General features: G+C 38.8%; 20 protein-coding genes. 7 read left to right on the forward strand and 13 right to left on the reverse strand.

Annotated features, from left to right (window positions below; all coding sequences use genetic code 11):
- Positions 1-5: 5 nt before the first annotated feature.
- The 6 genes from C4F40_RS10635 to C4F40_RS10660 all read right to left on the reverse strand — a co-directional run bounded on the left by C4F40_RS10635 (position 6) and on the right by C4F40_RS10660 (position 6,226).
- Positions 6-458, reverse strand: coding sequence for an SPOR domain-containing protein (locus tag C4F40_RS10635; protein WP_196939386.1), 453 nt, complete (start codon positions 456-458; stop codon positions 6-8).
- Between the two features lie 13 nt (positions 459-471).
- A complete protein-coding gene (gene secA / locus C4F40_RS10640) occupies positions 472-3,774 on the reverse strand; it encodes a preprotein translocase subunit SecA (RefSeq protein WP_196939387.1) in 3,303 nt (1,100 codons plus the stop codon).
- A 225-nt stretch (positions 3,775-3,999) separates the two neighbouring features.
- The gene (locus tag C4F40_RS10645; protein ID WP_196939388.1) at positions 4,000-4,866 is read right to left on the reverse strand and encodes a 1,4-dihydroxy-6-naphthoate synthase; all 867 of its coding nucleotides are present in this window, start codon (positions 4,864-4,866) and stop codon (positions 4,000-4,002) included.
- Positions 4,867-4,870: 4 nt separating this feature from the next.
- On the reverse strand, positions 4,871-5,131 hold the full coding sequence (locus tag C4F40_RS10650; protein ID WP_196939389.1) for a hypothetical protein: 261 nt from the start codon (positions 5,129-5,131) through the stop codon (positions 4,871-4,873).
- A 3-nt stretch (positions 5,132-5,134) separates the two neighbouring features.
- Complete coding sequence (surE, locus tag C4F40_RS10655) at positions 5,135-5,914, reverse strand: 5'/3'-nucleotidase SurE (protein WP_196939390.1); 780 nt, start codon at positions 5,912-5,914, stop codon at positions 5,135-5,137.
- Positions 5,915-6,037: 123 nt separating this feature from the next.
- Positions 6,038-6,226 carry a CsbD family protein gene (locus C4F40_RS10660; protein ID WP_196939391.1) on the reverse strand — a complete coding sequence of 63 codons (189 nt, stop codon included), beginning with the start codon at positions 6,224-6,226 and terminating at the stop codon, positions 6,038-6,040.
- Positions 6,227-6,456: 230 nt separating this feature from the next.
- Here C4F40_RS10660 and kduI point away from each other — a divergent pair, with 230 nt between their 5' ends.
- Together kduI and C4F40_RS10670 are read left to right on the forward strand one after the other, a co-directional pair.
- Positions 6,457-7,305 (forward strand): 5-dehydro-4-deoxy-D-glucuronate isomerase, encoded by an 849-nt coding sequence (gene kduI / locus C4F40_RS10665; RefSeq protein WP_196939392.1) that lies wholly within the window; start codon positions 6,457-6,459, stop codon positions 7,303-7,305.
- A gap of 19 nt (positions 7,306-7,324) precedes the next feature.
- Positions 7,325-8,089 carry an SDR family oxidoreductase gene (locus tag C4F40_RS10670; RefSeq protein ID WP_196940386.1) on the forward strand — a complete coding sequence of 255 codons (765 nt, stop codon included), beginning with the start codon at positions 7,325-7,327 and terminating at the stop codon, positions 8,087-8,089.
- Between the two features lie 79 nt (positions 8,090-8,168).
- On the opposite strand, the gene C4F40_RS10675 is transcribed toward C4F40_RS10670, so the two are convergent.
- The 7 genes from C4F40_RS10675 to dnaN all read right to left on the reverse strand — a co-directional run bounded on the left by C4F40_RS10675 (position 8,169) and on the right by dnaN (position 14,318).
- Positions 8,169-9,449, reverse strand: coding sequence for a chloride channel protein (locus tag C4F40_RS10675; RefSeq protein WP_196939393.1), 1,281 nt, complete (start codon positions 9,447-9,449; stop codon positions 8,169-8,171).
- A 10-nt stretch (positions 9,450-9,459) separates the two neighbouring features.
- Positions 9,460-10,041: a nicotinate (nicotinamide) nucleotide adenylyltransferase gene (gene nadD / locus C4F40_RS10680; protein ID WP_196939394.1), complete on the reverse strand. Its 582-nt coding sequence runs from the start codon at positions 10,039-10,041 to the stop codon at positions 9,460-9,462.
- 57 nt (positions 10,042-10,098) lie between these two features.
- Positions 10,099-10,674 (reverse strand): guanylate kinase, encoded by a 576-nt coding sequence (gene gmk, locus C4F40_RS10685; RefSeq protein WP_196939395.1) that lies wholly within the window; start codon positions 10,672-10,674, stop codon positions 10,099-10,101.
- Positions 10,675-10,676: 2 nt separating this feature from the next.
- A complete protein-coding gene (locus C4F40_RS10690) occupies positions 10,677-11,552 on the reverse strand; it encodes a YicC/YloC family endoribonuclease (RefSeq protein WP_196939396.1) in 876 nt (291 codons plus the stop codon).
- A 113-nt stretch (positions 11,553-11,665) separates the two neighbouring features.
- Positions 11,666-12,244, reverse strand: coding sequence for a CAP domain-containing protein (locus tag C4F40_RS10695; protein WP_196939397.1), 579 nt, complete (start codon positions 12,242-12,244; stop codon positions 11,666-11,668).
- 278 nt (positions 12,245-12,522) lie between these two features.
- The gene (locus C4F40_RS10700) at positions 12,523-13,182 is read right to left on the reverse strand and encodes a DedA family protein (protein ID WP_196939398.1); all 660 of its coding nucleotides are present in this window, start codon (positions 13,180-13,182) and stop codon (positions 12,523-12,525) included.
- 11 nt (positions 13,183-13,193) lie between these two features.
- Positions 13,194-14,318, reverse strand: a complete 1,125-nt coding sequence (gene dnaN, locus C4F40_RS10705; RefSeq protein WP_196939399.1) for a DNA polymerase III subunit beta — start codon at positions 14,316-14,318, stop codon at positions 13,194-13,196.
- Between the two features lie 250 nt (positions 14,319-14,568).
- Between dnaN and C4F40_RS10710 the strand changes: the two genes are divergently transcribed.
- From C4F40_RS10710 to C4F40_RS10730, 5 genes are all read left to right on the forward strand, one after another.
- Positions 14,569-15,687, forward strand: coding sequence for a DNA polymerase III subunit (locus C4F40_RS10710; RefSeq protein WP_196939400.1), 1,119 nt, complete (start codon positions 14,569-14,571; stop codon positions 15,685-15,687).
- 136 nt (positions 15,688-15,823) lie between these two features.
- Positions 15,824-17,164: a PSP1 domain-containing protein gene (locus C4F40_RS10715; RefSeq protein ID WP_196939401.1), complete on the forward strand. Its 1,341-nt coding sequence runs from the start codon at positions 15,824-15,826 to the stop codon at positions 17,162-17,164.
- A gap of 18 nt (positions 17,165-17,182) precedes the next feature.
- Positions 17,183-17,647, forward strand: a complete 465-nt coding sequence (locus C4F40_RS10720) for a gliding motility lipoprotein GldH (protein WP_196939402.1) — start codon at positions 17,183-17,185, stop codon at positions 17,645-17,647.
- The gene (gene lpxK, locus C4F40_RS10725) at positions 17,644-18,687 is read left to right on the forward strand and encodes a tetraacyldisaccharide 4'-kinase (protein WP_231390016.1); all 1,044 of its coding nucleotides are present in this window, start codon (positions 17,644-17,646) and stop codon (positions 18,685-18,687) included. The genes C4F40_RS10720 and lpxK overlap by 4 nt, the downstream gene beginning before the upstream one ends.
- Before the next feature lie 128 nt (positions 18,688-18,815).
- Positions 18,816-19,199 (forward strand): hypothetical protein, encoded by a 384-nt coding sequence (locus C4F40_RS10730; RefSeq protein WP_196939403.1) that lies wholly within the window; start codon positions 18,816-18,818, stop codon positions 19,197-19,199.

Below are 19,199 nucleotides of genomic sequence, written 5' to 3' on the forward strand. Positions count from 1 at the left end.
AGGTTTTATTCCCAGACCCAGATGTCTTCAACAAAAACGAAAACATTGTTGTATTGTGAACGTAACGCACCCATAAAATTATTTGCTTCTGCTCTACTTCTGAAATCACCAACTTTGACCCGATAATTGGGTTCATCGTAATTAATATAGCTATCCACGTCGGCATACTGATTTCGGAAACGGCTCTGTACAGCGTAAGCTTCATTACGGTTTGACCCCGAGAATATCTGTACCCTAAAGCCCTTACGTTTCACCCGAGTTGCTGTTTTTTTGTCGATGGGTTTGGTTCCTAAACTAATAGCGCGTGCAACTGTAGGGTTAATTTCATGCGCGGATCTATATTCTTGTAATAATGTAATCAATGAATCTTTTACCACCGCTACAGTACCTTCCTGCGCCTTCGCTACAGAAGATATCACTCCAAGTACAACACATAAAATCAACCCTTTTTTCAGCATCACTTTATATTTCTTAACTGTTCTTTCCGTGGCAGTTCTTGTACTTAAGACCTGAACCACAAGGACATTCGTCATTACGCCCCACAGATTGTTCCTTACGGATAGGTTGTGTGACTTGAGGTACACGTGTTTCAATATCCTCGTCGCTAACACCTGTTGGCGAATTTAATTGCCCTTTGGTCGCTACAACCTTAGCCTGAACTGGGATAGGACGAGCCTCCTGTATATCTTCTGGTTGCTGCTGCTGGCCCGGTATTTCTCCCTTGAACAAGAAACTAACAATATCCTTATTCATTGCAGCGAGCATCGCTTTGAACAAATTGAAAGCCTCCATTTTGTAAATGATAATTGGATCCTTCTGTTCATAAACTGCATTTTGTACAGATTGTTTCAAGTCGTCCATTTCACGAAGGTGTTCCTTCCAAGCTTCATCAATAAGTGCCAGTACGACTCCTTTCTCAAAAGATTTGAATACTTCAGACCCATCAGATTCGACAGCTTTCTTCAGATTCGTCGCAACTTGTATGCCACGAATTCCATCTGTAAATGGAACAACCACATTTTCGATCATATCGCCTCGTTCTGCCATTACATTTGAGAGAACAGGTAGTGTCTGCGTAGCTATAGTTTTCGCTTTATTTTCGTAATGCGTAATTACTTGCGTAAAAAGCTTATCTGTTAGCGTAGGAATATTACCGGAGGCGTATTCATCCACCGAAATAGCAGGATCAAGGGCAAATAGACGAATTACTTCAATTTGGAATTCTTCATAAGAACCTCCTTCTTTTGATTCCGTCACAATATCCTCTGTAACATCGTAAATCGTATTATTCAAGTCGACATCAAGACGTTCACCGAATAATGCGTTTTTGCGTTTTTTATAAATTACGGTACGCTGCGAGTTCATGACATCGTCATACTCCAACAAACGTTTACGGATACCGAAGTTATTTTCCTCTACTTTACGCTGGGCTCTTTCGATCGATTTCGTCAACATACCATGCTGCATCACTTCTCCTTCCTCAACGCCCATTTTTACCATGATGTTGGAAATACGCTCGGAAGCAAAAAGGCGCATCAACGGATCTTCCAATGAAACGAAAAACTGAGAAGATCCCGGATCTCCTTGACGACCGGCACGACCACGTAATTGGCGGTCGACACGACGAGATTCATGACGCTCTGTACCAATGATAGCTAAACCGCCGGCATTAATAACTTCTTCGGCCAATTTTATATCCGTACCACGTCCTGCCATGTTTGTAGCAATAGTTACCTGCCCTGGGTGCCCTGCCTCAGCCACGATATCCGCCTCTTTTTGGTGAAGTTTTGCGTTCAATACATTATGTTTGATGCCTCTCAACTTCAACATACGACTCAATAATTCGGAGATCTCTACCGAAGTAGTACCGACTAATACCGGTCTCCCTTGCTCCGTAAGGAGTTGTATTTCTTGTGCAACTGCATTATATTTCTCACGTGCTGTACGATAAATAAAATCTTGTCTATCATCACGTTGGGTTGGTCTATTTGTCGGTATTTCTACAACATCCAATTTATAGATTTCCCAAAGCTCTCCGGCCTCTGTAGAAGCCGTACCCGTCATACCCGCAAGCTTGTGGTACATACGGAAGTAATTCTGCAAGGTAATTGTAGCATATGTTTGAGTAGCATCTTCTACTTTTACATTCTCTTTTGCTTCAATAGCTTGGTGCAGTCCATCCGAGTAACGACGACCATCCATGATACGTCCCGTTTGCTCGTCTACAATTTTTACTTTCCCCTCGTCTACAATATACTGATCATCAATTTCAAAAAGCGTATAGGCCTTCAACAATTGATTAATGGAATGGATACGCTCTGCCTTTACCGAATAATCCCTCAATAATTCTTCCTTGCGGGAAGCCTTCTCTTCTAATGGAATATCAGCCTTCTCAATATCGGCGATTTCTGTACCTACATCAGGAAGGATGAAGAAACTGCTGTCCTCTCCTGAAGCCGTAATCAATTCAATCCCTTTTTCCGTAAGCTCGACTTGATTATTTTTTTCATCAATAACGAAAAACAGTTCTTTATCTGCCTTTGGCATGTGCCGGTTTTGCTCCTGCATATAGTAGTTTTCTACCTTTTGAAGAACTTGACGGTTAGAACCTTCACTTAAGAACTTGATTAATGCTTTATTTTTAGGAAGACCGCGGTAGGCACGGAATAAAGCTAAACCACCTTTCTCAACATCGGTATCACCCGCTGTTATCGCTTTCTTAGCCTCATTCAATACGGTATTGATATATGCCTTTTGCGCGTTCACTAACTTCTCAATCCGCGGTTTCAATTGATGAAACTCATGTTGATCACCAAGTGGAATAGGACCTGAGATAATTAAAGGGGTACGTGCATCATCGATCAACACAGAGTCAACCTCGTCAATCATCGCAAAATGCAACTTACGTTGTACCATTGCGTCAGGTGTCTGCGTCATATTGTCACGCAAATAATCAAAACCAAACTCATTATTAGTACCGTAAACGACGTCACATTTGTACGCATTACGCCGTTGTGGTGAATTTGGTTGATGTTTGTCAATACAATCCACACTTAATCCGTGAAACTCAAACAAAGGACCATTCCATTCGGAGTCACGTTTTGCCAAGTAATCGTTAACAGTCACTATATGCACACTTTGTCCTGATAAAGCATTCAAGTAGGTCGGCAAAGTACCTACTAATGTCTTACCTTCACCTGTAGACATCTCCGCAATCTTTCCTTGATGTAAAACAACACCACCGATAAGCTGCACATCATAATGCACCATGTTCCACGTGACTTCTGTTCCCGCCGCACTCCATGTGTTGCTCCAATGTGCTTTATCACCTTGAATAGTTACATTCGGTTTGCGGGCAGCCAAGTCTCTATCAAAATCATTAGCTGTAACCTCAACAACAGTGTTTTCCGTCAACCGGCGTGCAGTATCTTTTACAACAGCAAAAGCTTCGGGAAGAATTTCTAACAATATCTCTTCTAGTTTCTTATCTCTATCTTTAGTCAGCTTATCGACTCTTTCATAGATTTCTGTTTTTCCGGAGATATCAGCTGAACTTTCATCCGCACTTGCTTTCAATTCCGCAATTTCAGTATCTATTTCATTTAAATATTCTTGGATTCGGTTCTTAAATTCGGTGGTTTTCGCGCGGAGTTCATCATGTGTGAGGTCGGCTAGCTTACTGTATTCTTCTTTGATCTTGGCAACTAACGGTTGGATAACTTTAATATCCCGTTCGGACTTACTACCAAAAAGTTTACTTAGAAATTTTAACATAATATTTTTTTATCTCAGTTCTAGCACGCAAAATTAAATCCAAAAAACTATTTAAGACAATTTGGCGCTAATCGGGCAAATTTACTTATTAAGGATGATAACTTAGGCTATGATAACTATTTTTTTACTTTTTTTTTCAGAAAGTGTCTGTCTCCAATGTCCATCAAGAAATCTTCATGACATTTTCTTTAACTGTTGCTGTTGCGGCAGATCATAAGGGGCTTCTTATGTTAAAAAAATATTGGTGTGAAATTGAGGTATAAGCCCCGCACTAAGCGCTTTTTTAAACATTGTTTCAACCGCAGAACGGCCATCCGCTCCCAAATGTATAGAGTACTGATTGACATACAGATCTATATGCTTATACATTACCGAGTCTTCCATTTCTTGCGCATGCGAACGAATATATTCTATTCCGGATTTCGGATTGGCAAAAGCGTATTCCACGCTTTCCTTGATAAGCTGATTAACCAATAATTTAACTTCAACAGGAAGCTCACGTTTAACCACAATACCGCCTAAGGGAATGGGATTATTCGTCGTTCTCTCCCAGAAATCCCCCAAATCCACGACTTTAAAAAGCCCCTTATCTTGATACGTAAATCTGTTTTCGTGAATAATCAGTCCTAAATCGATATTATTATCCAATAACGCCTGTTCGATATCCGAAAACACCAGCTCTTGTTTATTCTGTAGGGCAGGAAAAGCTAATCCCAATAAAAAATTGGCCGTAGTATATTTCCCTGGAATACCAACCCGCAGATCCTGTAACGCTACCGGCAGATGATCTCCGGCGTATTCTTTCAATTCAGCCGCTAACTCCTCGTTTTTTGTAATCAATAATGGACCGACACCAAAACCTAAAGCACTCCCTGCATCCAACAACTCGTATTTTTGAACCGCATATGCAAACGCATGGTAACTAAGTTTTGTAATATCCAGCTTATTATTAAACGCCTTTTCATTGAGGGTCTCGACATCGTGGTATTCCACGTTAAATGTTAACCCCTTTGTGTCTATTTTATGATGTACCAACGCATCAAAAATAAACGTATCATTTGGACAAGGCGAAAAGCCTAACGTTATTTCCATGTTCTTAAATTTTAAATTTTGCCCAAAACAAAAGCAGCAATACACCGATAAAAGTGACTAATACCACACCTCGTCCAGCTGCATCAAAACCTTCTTTAAACAAAATACGCGTTGCTATTAAATTAACACCTGCTGCTATGACGTATAAAAAAATGGGCTTATCCGGAGATAGCATGTTCTCAAGGTCAGTATAAACAGTCAGTAAAAAAGCTATCAGCGGCGCAATGAAGCCAATTAGTACACCCTGGATTAACGAATTTTTCATACTTTATTTGATGTCAAAACTCCAGGAATTTAACTCCGTAATGGTATGGTGGGCTGTCATGTCAAATTGCGTAGGAACAATTGAAACATAGCCATTGCTTAGCGCGTGTGCATCCGTATCCTCTCCTTTATCTAACAACTGAAATTTGCCGGTCATCCAAAAATATTCTCTATTATATGGATCCAGACGTTCATCAAATTCCTCAAACCACTTTGCTGTTGCCTGTCGACATATTTTTATCCCTTTTAGTTCTTTACTGATATGTGGAAAATTGACATTCAACAAGGTTGCTTTTTGTAAACCATTGTCCAACACCTGCTGGGCGATAGCGCGTATATACGGTCGGCAATGGGAAAAATCGGCATGATGCGAAAAATCATCTAGCGAAAATCCTATCGACGGAATATCCTCAATGGCTCCCTCTACGGCAGCCGACATTGTTCCCGAATACAACACGTTAATAGAATAATTCAACCCGTGATTGATTCCCGATACACACAAATCAGGTTTTTTACCCTTAAAAATCTTGTTTACCGCTAACTTTACACAGTCTACCGGTGTGCCCGAACATTTATACATCTCCACACCTTCATACAGGTCAATTTTATCCAAACGCAGCGGCTTTCCAATCGTTATGGCGTGTCCCATTCCCGATTGTGGGCTGTCTGGAGCAACTACCACCACATCACCTATTTTTTGCATCTCTTCAAGCAGCACTTTAATACCCGGTGCCGTAATGCCGTCATCATTGACGACTAAAATCAACGGTTTCTTTTTAGCCATAGTGCGAAGTTAGAAAGAAAAAATTAAGAGATTGCAAAAACTACGGGTAGTTTGTATCGTATTTAAAAAGAAAAAGTTGGTTTCCGTTTAGAAACCAACTTTTAAATTATCCTATCATTAATTTTAGCCTAACCCTTTAAGCCAATCCACGACTTCCTCTCTAGCCTTGCCCAGTTTTTGTTGAAGACGGCCAAGTAACTCATCGTCTTTTCCCTCTTCGTATTTTAAATCGTCATCAGTCAACTCAGCATATTCCTGCTTCGCTTTACCTTTCAATTCGTTCCACTTTCCTTTCAAATCTAAATTATCCATTTTTCCTCCATTATTTATGTGATATCAATTAAACAATCCCTCCTCCTAAATGTTTTAAAAGATCTGTATTCTCCTACAAAGATCACCGGCGGAAACTGATCTTGCGTTATACGGAAGAAGCATCCCCGGGGACGTTGATAACTTACGTCGATATGCAGGCCATTTATATTGCATATCCACGTAATTTTAGCTAAATTTAGAATTTATTTTTAAAATTTCAGTTAACAACTATGAGTAACATTACCTTTGAGAGTCGATACGCCATTGGACCTAACGAAACGAAATCTTTAGACACGAAAGGTCTTCGTGAAAACTTCTTAATCGAGAACCTTTTCGTTGAAGATAAAGTGCACTTTGTATATACGCATTATGACCGTTACATGGCGGGAGGAGCGCTTCCAGTCAACGGAAAATTAAAACTCGAAACAATTGAACCCTTGTTAAAAGAACCTTACTTTTTAGCGCGTCGTGAGCTTGGCATCATCAATGTCGGAGGAGACGGAAAAGTCGAAGTCGATGGTGAAACTTTTGAGGTAAATTACAAAGAAGCACTATATATTGGAATGGGGGCCAAAGAAATTTATTTCATCAGCAACGATTCGAGCAAACCGGCAAAATTCTATTTGAACTCTACTCCGGCACACCACAGCTATCCGACAAAGCGCGTAACTAAGGCCGAAGCGAACAAAATCGAATTGGGAGCTTTGGAAACTGCCAATCACCGGACGATTAACCAAATGTTGTTGCATACCGTCATCCAGACGTGCCAATTACAAATGGGAATGACCGAATTAAAGCCGGGTTCTGTCTGGAACACCATGCCCGCGCATACACACGATCGTCGTATGGAAGTGTATTTCTATTTTGACGTACCTGAAGGACAATCTGTTTCCCATTTTATGGGGCCTGTAGATGAAACCCGTCATATCTGGATGCAAAATGAACAGGCTGTGATTTCTCCGCCATGGTCTATCCACTCTGGTGCCGGAACAAGCAATTATACGTTTATTTGGGGAATGGCCGGAGAAAACATGGACTACGATGATATGGATAAAAGTGCAATAACGGATCTAAAATAACAACCAACCAAATATGTCTATATTAAATTCTTTTGATTTAACAGGAAAAGTGGCGCTCGTGTCGGGGTGTAAAAGAGGTATTGGTAAAGCTTTAGCAGAAGCTTTAGCAGAAGCAGGCGCCGATATTATCGGCGTGTCAGCAACCTTAGAATTGGAAAACTCCAAAGTAGAGCAATCGATCAAGGCAATTGGTCGAAATTTCTATGCCTACCAATGCGATTTTTCAAAACGTGAAGAGCTTTATAAATTTATTAAAAAAGTAAAAACAGAACATCGACAGATTGATATTCTGTTCAATAACGCGGGGAACATCCTACGTAAACCTGCCGCAGAACATCCAGATGAATATTGGGATGAAATCATAGAAATCAATCAAAATGCGCAGTTTATCTTAACGCGCGAAATAGGAAAAGATATGATCGCACGCGGTTCGGGTAAAATTATATTTACAGCCTCGTTATTGACTTTTCAAGGCGGAATAAACGTTCCGGGGTACGCGGCCTCCAAAGGTGCTGTGGGCTCCATGGTAAAAGCATTTGCTAACGAATGGGCGGCTAAGGGTGTGAATGTAAATGCAATCGCTCCAGGCTATATCGCTACCGATAATACGGAAGCACTACGCGAAGATGCTGAACGCTCAGTATCAATCTTGGGTCGTATTCCTGCAGCACGTTGGGGCGAACCAGAAGATTTCAAAGGTCCTGCGGTATTCTTAGCTTCAAAGGCATCTGATTACGTACACGGCACTATTCTTACCGTAGATGGGGGATGGATGGGTCGTTAACGAATCCCATGATACGGAGGAAGTAAGTATCTCTCGCTTCCTCTGTATCATATCTTATTATTTCTTCAAAATTACATTCCTATTTCAACTGTATAATAGGTTTTCCCTCTTTATAGGTATATACGTTAAACGGATAAAGCCACTTCGCAAACATTTTGGCAACAAAGCTACTCAGCATCAGGGGGACAAAAAGAATATACCCTCCCGGAGCAATGCTACAAATTAGAAATAAAGCGGTAAATGGCGCATGAATCGCCGCCGATAACGTTGCCGCAGCGCCAAACAGCACAAAATTTATTAAAATCAACTCTGTACCAAAATACGTGTTACATATTTGCGCAAAGAAAAGTCCCAGAAAGGCTCCGGAAACTATGCTAGGGGCAAAGACACCACCATCTCCACCAGCACCCAATGTAAGAGATGCAGCCAACGGTTTCAATATCACCATAAAAAGAAGAAGTAAACCAAACGAAATACTAAACGTTTCATTCATAGCGGTTGATATCGCGTCTTTAAGGCCATGATAGCTATCACCGTACAAATAGGGAACAAAAAATAACATCGTACCCACTATTAATGCACCAAAGTTAACGCGTATAAAATTACTTTTAATGTTTGCAAAGATGCCTTTTACATAAATAACGATTTTGGTAAAGTAAAGTGCCAATGTACCTCCAAGTAGGCTTAAGACTAATATATATGGAAGGGCACCCCAGTTCCATTGATCTATGGGAAAAGGTAACAACATCTCACTATCGAAAAAATAAACGAAAACACATGCTATTAAAACCGACGCAGTACAACTCACAACTACGGGCTTGCTTAGCTTTCTCGAAATTACCTCAATAGCAAATAGCCACCCGGCTATAGGACTGGCAAACAAAACGGCTACTCCTGCAGCGACTCCAGCACAGATCAATTCGTTCTTATAAGCAAAAGCAACCTTACCCTTCTTGTGGACTACATTCCCTACAGTAGCTGTCGCTACAACTGTCGAGACCTCAATACCTGTGGAACCACCGAAGATAACTGTGAGAAATCCATTGAAATAATGAGAAGGTATTTTGAAAAGCGGTAAATCGTCCTTTCGAGTCTCTAAGGTTTTGTAAATCTCTTTAATCCCTTTGTTTTGACGATTTTTAAACGCGTATTTGCGCAGAAAATATATAATCGTAATACCGATAGATGGCAAAATAATATATATCATGGGATTAATCTGCCCAACTTTCTCGAGAATTCGATGCTGATAATTTTCTGTAATATACTTTAAGGAATCAGCGAGTAAAGAAGAGATCAAACCAATGAAAAGCGAAGCAAGAATCAGCTTAAAATAATTATATACGACTACTTTTCTTCTCATATTGCAGGACTTATAAGTACATTCCTTTTTTGGCTATAAAATCAATGACCTTATCCGGTGTATAAAATTTAATGTTCTTTGCATCCTTTATCGCTCTGCGTAGAAAGGTAGATGATAATTCCATTACGGGAGATTTCGTCATAATAACAGAAGGATGATTTTTTAGCTGCCCCCCATCATATCCAGGCCGGGGATAAACTATTAATTTATAATCCCGAAAAATAATATCTGCATTTTTCCATTTCGGAAGATCGGTCAAATTATCTTCTCCCATAATCAAGAAAAAATCTTTGGTAGGATATTTTTCTCCTAAATGCATTAGGGTATCTATAGTATAGGACGGTTGTGGTAGTTTAAACTCGATATCTGAGGCTTTCAGGTTTTCCGTATTCTCGATGGCGAGATTTACCATTTCCAATCGGTCGTACATATTTCCCAAACTTCTCTTTTCTTTAAACGGGTTTTGAGGAGACACGACAAACCATACTTCATCCAATTCGGTATAATTAGTCATATAATTCGCGATAATCAAATGACCAATATGAATGGGATTGAACGAGCCAAAGAATAAACCAATCTTTTTATCTGCCATTACTTCGTATTAAGAAAAAAAATATTTTCCGTAAAGGATTCTTTTTATTCTGTGTCTTTAATCTTTACGCGCTAAAAAATCCAACACCAGTTTTTCAGCTTCTTGACATGCTGTATCTAGGTCAAAGTTGTTCAATATCACATCAAATTTATCGGCGTAAGATAATTCCAATTCCGCTTTTGCAAAACGCTCACCCAACTTCTCTTCCGAATCCGTACCTCGGCCAGAAAGACGTTCTTTTAAAACCGCCAAAGAAGGGGGGTTAACAAAAATAGCGAGCGCATCATCCGGGTATTTTGATTTGAGACGTAATCCACCTATCACGTCGATATCAAATATGACATGTTTTCCTAAGGCCCATATACGTTCCAACTCCGAACGCAATGTACCATAAAAAGTACCGGCATAAACTTCCTCAAATTCAATAAATTCGTGTTTTGCAATCTTGTGTAAAAAATCTTCTTTTGAGATAAAATAGTAATCCTTTCCGTTCTCTTCTGTTCCTCGTGGATCACGTGTACTCGCAGAAATAGAAAACTCAAACTTATCACGATGTTGTCCTAAAATATGTCGTACTATCGTTGTTTTTCCGGCTCCCGATGGAGCAGAAAAAATTATTAGCTTACCATTCATTACTACAATACATTTAGTAATTGCTCCTTAACTTTTTCCAATTCTTCTTTCATCCGTACCACAATTTGCTGAATACCCGCATGATTAGCTTTCGACCCCAATGTGTTGATTTCCCGACCCATTTCCTGAGAAATAAATCCTAATTTTTTTCCGTTCGAATCCGTTGCCGTCAGTGCTTCTAAAAAATAGTTGCAGTGACTTCTTAAACGAACTTTTTCCTCAGTGATGTCTAATTTATCAATATAAAAAATCAGTTCTTGCTCAAAGCGGTTTTTATCAATATGCTCTTTTCCAACCGCATCGTCCATATATTGACTAATACGCTCGCGAATCAGGGGAATACGATCTCCTTCTATCGATTCCACTTCTAATAAAAACGATAAAATCATTTTAACTCGGCTTTCTAAATCCGCCTTTAAAACCTTACCCTCGTCCAATCGAAAAGTGTTAAATCTTTCAATTGCCTGATGGAATGCTGCCATTAAAATTTTTCCCTCTTCTTCATCCACTTCATCCTCATTATTCGTAACGACCTCGGGCATATTTAAGGCCAAATCGAACAAGGAAGCTTGTTTATCTCCTACCTGAAAAGCGATTTCTTGAAGCTGTGTATAATACTTTTTAAGCAAGTCACCATTGATAGTTGAGGCTTTTGCAGTTTGATCAGTGTATTCTGAAGAAATCATTACGTTGACCTTGCCTCGTTCAATAAGTTTGCTACACTCACCACGCAAAGTCAGTTCTTTATCGGAGACCGCTTTTGGAAGGCGAATACCTAGCTCCAGAAACTTAGAATTTAACGATTTGATTTCTACGGTGTATTTTACCTGTCCGTTTTCCTTCGAGCCAACACCATATCCCGTCATTGATTTTATCATACGCAAAGATATGAAATATTCGTGGGCAACACGCACCAAGACATGAATATTCCCTGTGTGAGGTGTACAGACATATATCCGCTAAAAATTAACCAATATACATATGCAATTGGCTACCAATCGTGTTTGGCAATTAAGACACATAAATAAGTTGTGTATTGTGCCCCAGAAGGTACGCGCACAAAACCAATGCCTATATCGACGAGCGATCCGTTCCATTCATCCATCCCCAAAACATGTTTTCGGTGCATAAATCCCGGAGAATTTTTTCCAATGACAAACGCTTTTATTCCATCTGAAGCAGTTGGATGATTAGCCGCAATGGATTCAAAGTTGTTAGCGGCGCTTTTCTTCAGCCAATCGCTATTCAACGGATACCCTCCTTTCGAAATATAATAGTTTGGCCCCAACCCCTTGGGCGAAACATGATCGAAATAATTGTGATTGGCCATATCGTATGCCCTCAATTCGGCTACCTTAGCCAAGGTATCATTCCAGATCAATTTAGTCCCGGTAATTTTCGAAATATTAGATATTCCCAACGCCTTGGCATATTTTTTTGGATTCATTCGAATATCATTTAATAATTCAAAAGCCTCTTTGGCCTGAACCTTATCAACAGTGATATTCTTCTTTTGCGCGTTACCGGTTGTAAATAAAAAAAGAGAGATTAATATAATAAGTGTTCGCATGAAAATATATTTCTATTACAGACTGTTTATCAATTACAACGTTTAAAGCAGAAGGAAATTGATGGTATTTTTGTGATCATCGGAAACGATTTCCACAAAAAGGCGTTGTCCAAAACGGTCACACAAATTGTTTAAACGTCATTTCGATCGAAGGGAGAACGCGAAGGCTCTGCGATGCAAAATCTATGTACGAATTTAACAACTAATTTTCAATAGGGAAAAAAACTAACCATAGGTTTCTCGTCGTACCTCCTCGAAATGATGGTGCTGTTGACTTTTTAGACGCCTTTTTTTCTGGAAAATTTCTCTTTAACAACTTCGAATAGAATTGGAAGTATAGAAAGAAAAATAATTATCAATACTACTTTTGAAAAGTTATCCTTTATAATGGGAATATTTCCTAAAAAGTACCCCGCCAATGTAATTCCTACGACCCAAAGAAATGCGCCTATTACATTATAAGTAATAAACGTTCCATAGTTCATTTTGCCGATACCTCCAACAAAAGGAGCAAGGGTTCTTACAATCGGAACGAAGCGAGCTATTACAATCGTTTTGCTACCATACTTCTCGTAAAAGGAATGGGTTTTGGCAATTTGTTCGTCTGTTACCATCTGCTTGCCTAAAATCTTGAACCTTGTAATTCGCATGCCAAAGTTCTTTCCTATAGCATAGTTAAGAGAATCTCCAGTAATCGCCGCAATTAATAATAGGATTAACATAACCCATACATTTAACTCATTAGGTTGGGCAGCTAGCATCCCTGCTGCGAACAACAAGGAATCACCCGGTAAAAACGGCATAACTACAACTCCCGTCTCAACAAAAATTATTAAGAACAAAATCAAGTATGTCCAATACCGATAATCATTAACAATCTCCACAAGATGATCATCAATGTGAAGTATAAAATCTATTAAAGAATGAATGAGTTCCAAGATCGAACGTATTAACCGATATTATTTAACATAACAGGCATTACCAACATCAAGATCTCTTCATTATCTTGCTTTATAGCCGGCACTAATAAACCAGCTCTATTTGGTGTACTCATTTCCAATACAACTTCTTCACAATTCAGATTGTTTAACATCTCTACTAAGAACTTAGCATTGAAGCCAATCTCTAAATCTTCACCTTCAAATTGACAACTTAGTCTTTCGTGTGCTTCATTGGAGAAGTCCAAATCCTCCGCCGAAATATGTAACTCGCTACCATTGATCTTCAATCTCACCTGATGCGTTGTTTTATTTGCGAAAATCACCACTCGTCGAAGGGTATTCAAGAATAATGATCTGTCGACAGTAAGTTTATTGGGATTTACCTGCGGAATAACCGCTTCATAATCTGGATAGCGCTCATCTACTAACCGACATATTAAATGAATACTTCCAAATTGAAAAAATGCATTTGTATTGTTGTATTCGATAGATACCGTTACATCATCCGAAGGAAGTGAAGACTTTAATAATGTCAGCGCTTTTTTGGGAAGGATAATAGAGGTTGGCTTTTCAGTACCAATATCGGTGCGACGATACCTGACCAAACGATGTGCATCTGTAGCCACAAAAGTTACATTTTGATCCCCCAATTGCACGAGTACGCCCGACATAGCTGGACGCAATTCATCATTACTTACCGCAAAAATAGTTTTGTTGATTGCCTCTGCTAATATTGGCGCTACGATTTTTACCGTTGTCACATTTTCGACAACAGGGATTTTAGGAAAATCGTCAGCATTCTCACCACTTAATTTATATTTTCCGTCTCCAGCACTTATTTCAATAGCCAATGTATTCGTGTCTACCGAAAATGCCACGGGTTGATCGGGAAGCGTTTTTAATGTATCTATCAAGATTTTAGATGGCATGGCTACGCGGCCTTCCTCTTTTGCTTCAATTGGCAGAGAAGTGACCATACTGGTTTGTAGGTCGGTAGCTGAAATAGTAAGCGTATTATCTTTGATCTCAAACAAAAAGTTTTCTAATATTGGAAGCACAGTACTGCTACTGGAAGCTCCGCTAATGGCTTGCAATTGCTTTAATAAAACTGAAGTAGATACAATAAATCTCATTTCTGATTTGCTAAATTTTTTATATGCAATAATACAGAAAAATTATGAAATCTTTACAATACTAATGAAAGGTTGTTGTACTGCAAACTAGCACTTTTTATACCAGGCTTTATTCACTTGTCTTTGCCTTTAAAGGTGTCATGGGCGCTTCACGCTTATTCATTTGTATTTATTCCACTGGCAATGAACGAACTCATTACATTGGGTTCGTGAATGCAAAGCATTTTATCTAAGTTTGTAGCCAATAGCTATGCAGTTTAAAGAAATAGTAGGACACGAAAGCATTAAAGCACATTTACGCAACACGGTGAAAGAAAACCGGGTGAGTCATGCCCAATTGTTTTTAGGGCCTGAAGGCTCCGGAAGCCTGGCCTTAGCAGTAGCCTATGCACAATATGTAAATTGCGAACACAAAGGCGAGGACGATAGTTGTGGACAGTGCCCTTCCTGTCGTAAGTACGAAAAACTTATTCATCCGGATTTGCATTTTTCTTATCCCTTCTTTGCAAAAGGTAAAGATGAAACGGCAACGACTTATGTTGAAAGTTGGCGAAAATCTTTTATCAAAAACCCGTATATGGGCTTGTCCTTTTGGAGAGATCAATTGGATGCAGAAAATAAACAAGCCAATATCAATATTGCAGAGGCGCACAGTATCATTAAAAAGTTAAGTCTTAAATCCTTCGAAGCCGAATATAAAGTATTGATTATGTGGCTGCCTGAATATTTAGACACTCAGGGGAATGCGTTGTTAAAATTGATTGAAGAACCGCCAGAAAAAACGCTCTTCTTACTTGTAGCAGAAAATCAGGATAAAATAATTAATACCATTATTTCTCGTACCCAACTCGTTAAAATAAACAAGTTACAACACGATAAAATCAAAAATTTTCTGATTGAAAATAAAAAAATTGATGCTAAAAATGCCAATGAGATCGCTTTTATCGCCGATGGAAATATCCAAGAGGCTTTAAATCTAGTTCAACAAGAAAGCGAAAATAAAAAGTTCGATTTGTTCGTTTATTGGCTTCGTAATATCTATTCCGACAACGGTTCGGAGATTATTCCGTTGTGTGACGAAAATCTTGCAAAACTAGGACGAGAAAACCAAAAAAGTTTCTTACTTTATGCCATTAATATGATGCGTCAAATTATTTTGATGCAGCAAGGTTTACGCGATTTAGTATTTTTGCAGCAAGAAGAGTTGACTTTTGTAGAAAAATTTAGTGGGATTTATCAATTTGAACAACTTGTAGAAGCGATTGGGCAGCTTGAAAAAGCACATTACGCAATTGAGAGAAACGCGAATCCTAAAATATTATTTTTAGATTTATCTTTACAATTAGTTTTATTGTTCAAACTTAGATAAATTTGTTTTTATACGTTATTATAATCAGGTTGAATATAATAGCAAATTTTAAATCTCTCCTCTGCCTTTGAAAATTATTGATAGAGGAAAATTAAACGTTCCCGGAAGGGGCTCAATATATATATAAAATAAAAATATGGGATGTGGCAGTTGCTCGTCCGGAGGTTGTGGAAGCAGTAGCAAATTAGGCACTGTACCAGCAGGATGCCAGGATAATGGCTCATGCATGACCAGCGGATGTAATAAATTAGATGTATACGACTGGCTTTCCGACATGGATTTGCCATCAAATTATAAACCATTTGATATCGTAGAGGTTCGTTTTAAAGGATCTCGTAAAGATTTTTTTGTCAATACAGACAATATCTACTTAGAAATGGGTGAGATGGTCGCTGTAGAACCTTCTACGGGAGGATATGATATTGGACATATTTCTTTGACAGGTGAATTAGTAAGGTTACAGCTTAAAAAGAATAACATTACACCGGATTCGGTCGCTAAAAAGTTATACCGAAAAGCCAACGAAACCGACGTTGCGAAGTTTAATGCGGCAAAAGAATTGGAATGGGAAACCATGCACAAGGCACGTAAACTCGCTTTGGATTTAGGCCTTTCCATGAAAATATCCGATGTAGATTATCAGGGAGACAAAACGAAAGCGACGTTTTTTTATACAGCAGAAGGTCGTGTTGACTTTCGCGAGCTGATTAAGAGAATGGCTGAATCTTTTCGTATCCGTATTGAAATGCGGCAAATCGGAATGCGCCAAGAAGCAAGTAGACTGGGTGGCATTGGATCTTGTGGAAGAGAATTGTGTTGTTCCACCTGGCTTACCGATTTTAAAACCGTATCTACCTCAGCTGCACGTTATCAAAATTTGTCCTTAAATACGCTTAAACTAGCAGGACAATGTGGTAAATTGAAATGTTGTTTAAATTATGAATTAGACAGCTACATGGATGCACTTAAAGACATTCCCAATGATGTGGATCGTTTGGAAACCTTAGCTGGGATGGCTTACTTGCAGAAGACAGATATATTCAAAAAAACAATGTGGTTTTCTTACCCAGGAGTAGAGAACTGGATTCCTTTATCAATAGATAAAGTAAGAGAATTTGCTGAGATGAATAAAGGCGGTGTAAAGCCTGAAGCTTTAGAATACACTCCCGAAGCACAAGAGGTTAAAAAATCTGTTGTCTTGGATTATGAAAATGTGGTCGGACAAGATAGTCTTACACGTCTTGATGAAAAGAACAGAAAAAAGAAAAAGAAGAAAAGTAAACCAAAAACACCAGCCCCAGCTAATACAATTGCTGAAAAGAAAGAGAATACGCCAGGCGAAAGAAAACAGCTTCCTAAAAATCAAGCTGAAAAGAAAAATGAGGGGGGCGCTGAAAATCAGTCAAGACCAAAAAGACGATTCAATAATCGCAATAGGAACAGAAACAACGATAAATCAAATAAAACTGGCGAGTAGATCTCGCCAAATTTTGGTATGATGTATAAGCACCTTTTAATCGTAGCCTGTGTAATTATTTCGCTTTCTTCTTGTGTGGATGGAGCCTACTATGAAAAAAATTCAACGATACCTAATCAATCCTGGTCGTATGATAATATTCAAAAATTTGAAGTAGATATTGATGATATTACAGCCAAATATGATATATATATCAATTTAAGACATAGCGCTGATTACGATTTCTCCAATATTTTTGTCCTGTTTCATGAAAAAGGAAAGGGATTAAAAGATACCGCCTACAGAAAAGAGATTGTACTGGCTCAACTAGACGGCAGGTGGCTAAGCAATTCGGCAGGAGGTGTTTACGAAAAGCAATACTTAGCAAAAGAAAATATTGCTTTCCCGGATACTGGAAAATACGAATTTGCTGTCGAACAAAATATGCGCGAAAATCCACTAAAAAACATCATCAATGTCGGTATTAAGCTCGTGAAAAAATGATCCTGATCCTGAGATGGATACTATTACCCATAAGCCTAATCTATTTTCTCACAGTATGGATTAGAAATCAACTTTACGACAGCGGCATACTCAAGAGCAAATCATTTGATATACCCACTATCGTGATTGGAAATTTAGCAATAGGAGGGACAGGTAAAAGTCCGATGACGGAATACCTTGTTCGTTTATTATCTTCACATTATACACTTGCAACCTTAAGCCGTGGATATGGCCGTAAAACCACCGGCTTCCAGTATGCTCAACTATCTTCTACAGCTGCAGAAATCGGAGATGAGCCGCTACAATTCAAAAATAAATTTCCGAAACTTACCGTGGCAGTTTGCGAAGATAGATGCAAAGGGGTCGAAATCTTAAAAAAGGATCATCAAGTTATTCTTTTAGATGATGCCTACCAGCACCGCAAATTAAACCCAGGATTCACTATCTTACTTTTTGATTTTGCTTCATTATTCTCCATGATGATCACACTCCCAACGGGAAATTTTAGAGACACATTTTCAGCTTCGTCCCGGGCAAATCTAATAGTAATAACAAAATGCCCTCGGCAACTTTCATTGGCACAGAAACAACAAATAGAATACCGGATTAGAAGGCGCTCCGCGGCACCCATATGCTATTCTACCATTGAATACGATCAATTAAGAAATCGTAATCACATACCCGTAGAATTTGACCTGTCGGTTTATCATATCCTTTTGCTCACAGGTATAGCTAATCCTCAACCCTTAAAAGAATATCTACTTGATAAAGTGGCTTCTATTAAAGAATTAACCTTCGCCGACCACCATAATTATGACGAAGCAGATTATATCAAAATCAACACCGCTTTTCAACACCTAAAAGGGAACAAAATCATTATCACCACGGAGAAAGATATACACCGTCTTCATATAGATGTCTTCGCTGCCCTTCCTATCTATTATATTCCGATCCAGTTAGATTTTATAACAGATCGGCAAATCTTCGATAAGAAAATACTAAACTACCTTTCTCATGCTCAAAGTGTTAATAAACATTAACAAAGGTTAATGTTTACTAAACTTCTTATTTCAATGCATTTATATAGAATAAAATCTTGATTTTTATACTAAGAAGTGCAAGCGCCAATAAATGTACTTAGAAGTAAACAAATGAAAATAACATGCGTATGAAAAATTTAATGTTAGTATTAGTGGCTATATTCCTATCTGCTTCAGCAGCAATAGCCCAAGAAAGAGGAAACCGTCAAGGGCCAGGCCAAAACCGGACACCCGAAGAAAGAGCGAAAGCAGAAGTAGAAAGACTCAACACCGCGTTAAGTTTAGATCAAAGCCAGCGCGATTCTATTTATACGTATTCACTCCAACAGAGCACAGCGCAACAAGCCTTATTTCAACAAGGAGACGGAGACAGGGACAAACGTATAGAAAAAATGAGATCCTTTCGAGAGAAGTATGATACAAAGCTAAAATCGATTCTGACCGAAGAGCAAATCAAAAAGTACGAAGAGATACAAAAAGAAAGATCTCAACGCAGGTCGTCTAGAAATTGA

Origin of the sequence: Sphingobacterium pedocola (genome assembly GCF_015209965.1) — a bacterium.
GTDB lineage: Bacteria > Bacteroidota > Bacteroidia > Sphingobacteriales > Sphingobacteriaceae > Sphingobacterium > Sphingobacterium pedocola.

Coding starts and splice junctions, on each gene's coding strand:
- C4F40_RS10710 (WP_196939400.1), top strand. CDS start 14,569: ATGCAGTTTAAAGAAATAGTAGGACACGAAAGCATTAAAGCACATTTA.
- C4F40_RS10720 (WP_196939402.1), top strand. CDS start 17,183: ATGATGTATAAGCACCTTTTAATCGTAGCCTGTGTAATTATTTCGCTT.
- gmk (WP_196939395.1), bottom strand. CDS start 10,674: ATGAATGGTAAGCTAATAATTTTTTCTGCTCCATCGGGAGCCGGAAAA.
- C4F40_RS10660 (WP_196939391.1), bottom strand. CDS start 6,226: ATGGATAATTTAGATTTGAAAGGAAAGTGGAACGAATTGAAAGGTAAA.
- C4F40_RS10645 (WP_196939388.1), bottom strand. CDS start 4,866: ATGGAAATAACGTTAGGCTTTTCGCCTTGTCCAAATGATACGTTTATT.
- C4F40_RS10730 (WP_196939403.1), top strand. CDS start 18,816: ATGAAAAATTTAATGTTAGTATTAGTGGCTATATTCCTATCTGCTTCA.
- dnaN (WP_196939399.1), bottom strand. CDS start 14,318: ATGAGATTTATTGTATCTACTTCAGTTTTATTAAAGCAATTGCAAGCC.
- lpxK (WP_231390016.1), top strand. CDS start 17,644: ATGATCCTGATCCTGAGATGGATACTATTACCCATAAGCCTAATCTAT.
- C4F40_RS10715 (WP_196939401.1), top strand. CDS start 15,824: ATGGGATGTGGCAGTTGCTCGTCCGGAGGTTGTGGAAGCAGTAGCAAA.
- kduI (WP_196939392.1), top strand. CDS start 6,457: ATGAGTAACATTACCTTTGAGAGTCGATACGCCATTGGACCTAACGAA.
- C4F40_RS10675 (WP_196939393.1), bottom strand. CDS start 9,449: ATGAGAAGAAAAGTAGTCGTATATAATTATTTTAAGCTGATTCTTGCT.
- C4F40_RS10650 (WP_196939389.1), bottom strand. CDS start 5,131: ATGAAAAATTCGTTAATCCAGGGTGTACTAATTGGCTTCATTGCGCCG.
- nadD (WP_196939394.1), bottom strand. CDS start 10,041: ATGGCAGATAAAAAGATTGGTTTATTCTTTGGCTCGTTCAATCCCATT.
- C4F40_RS10695 (WP_196939397.1), bottom strand. CDS start 12,244: ATGCGAACACTTATTATATTAATCTCTCTTTTTTTATTTACAACCGGT.
- C4F40_RS10635 (WP_196939386.1), bottom strand. CDS start 458: ATGCTGAAAAAAGGGTTGATTTTATGTGTTGTACTTGGAGTGATATCT.
- C4F40_RS10690 (WP_196939396.1), bottom strand. CDS start 11,552: ATGATAAAATCAATGACGGGATATGGTGTTGGCTCGAAGGAAAACGGA.
- secA (WP_196939387.1), bottom strand. CDS start 3,774: ATGTTAAAATTTCTAAGTAAACTTTTTGGTAGTAAGTCCGAACGGGAT.
- surE (WP_196939390.1), bottom strand. CDS start 5,914: ATGGCTAAAAAGAAACCGTTGATTTTAGTCGTCAATGATGACGGCATT.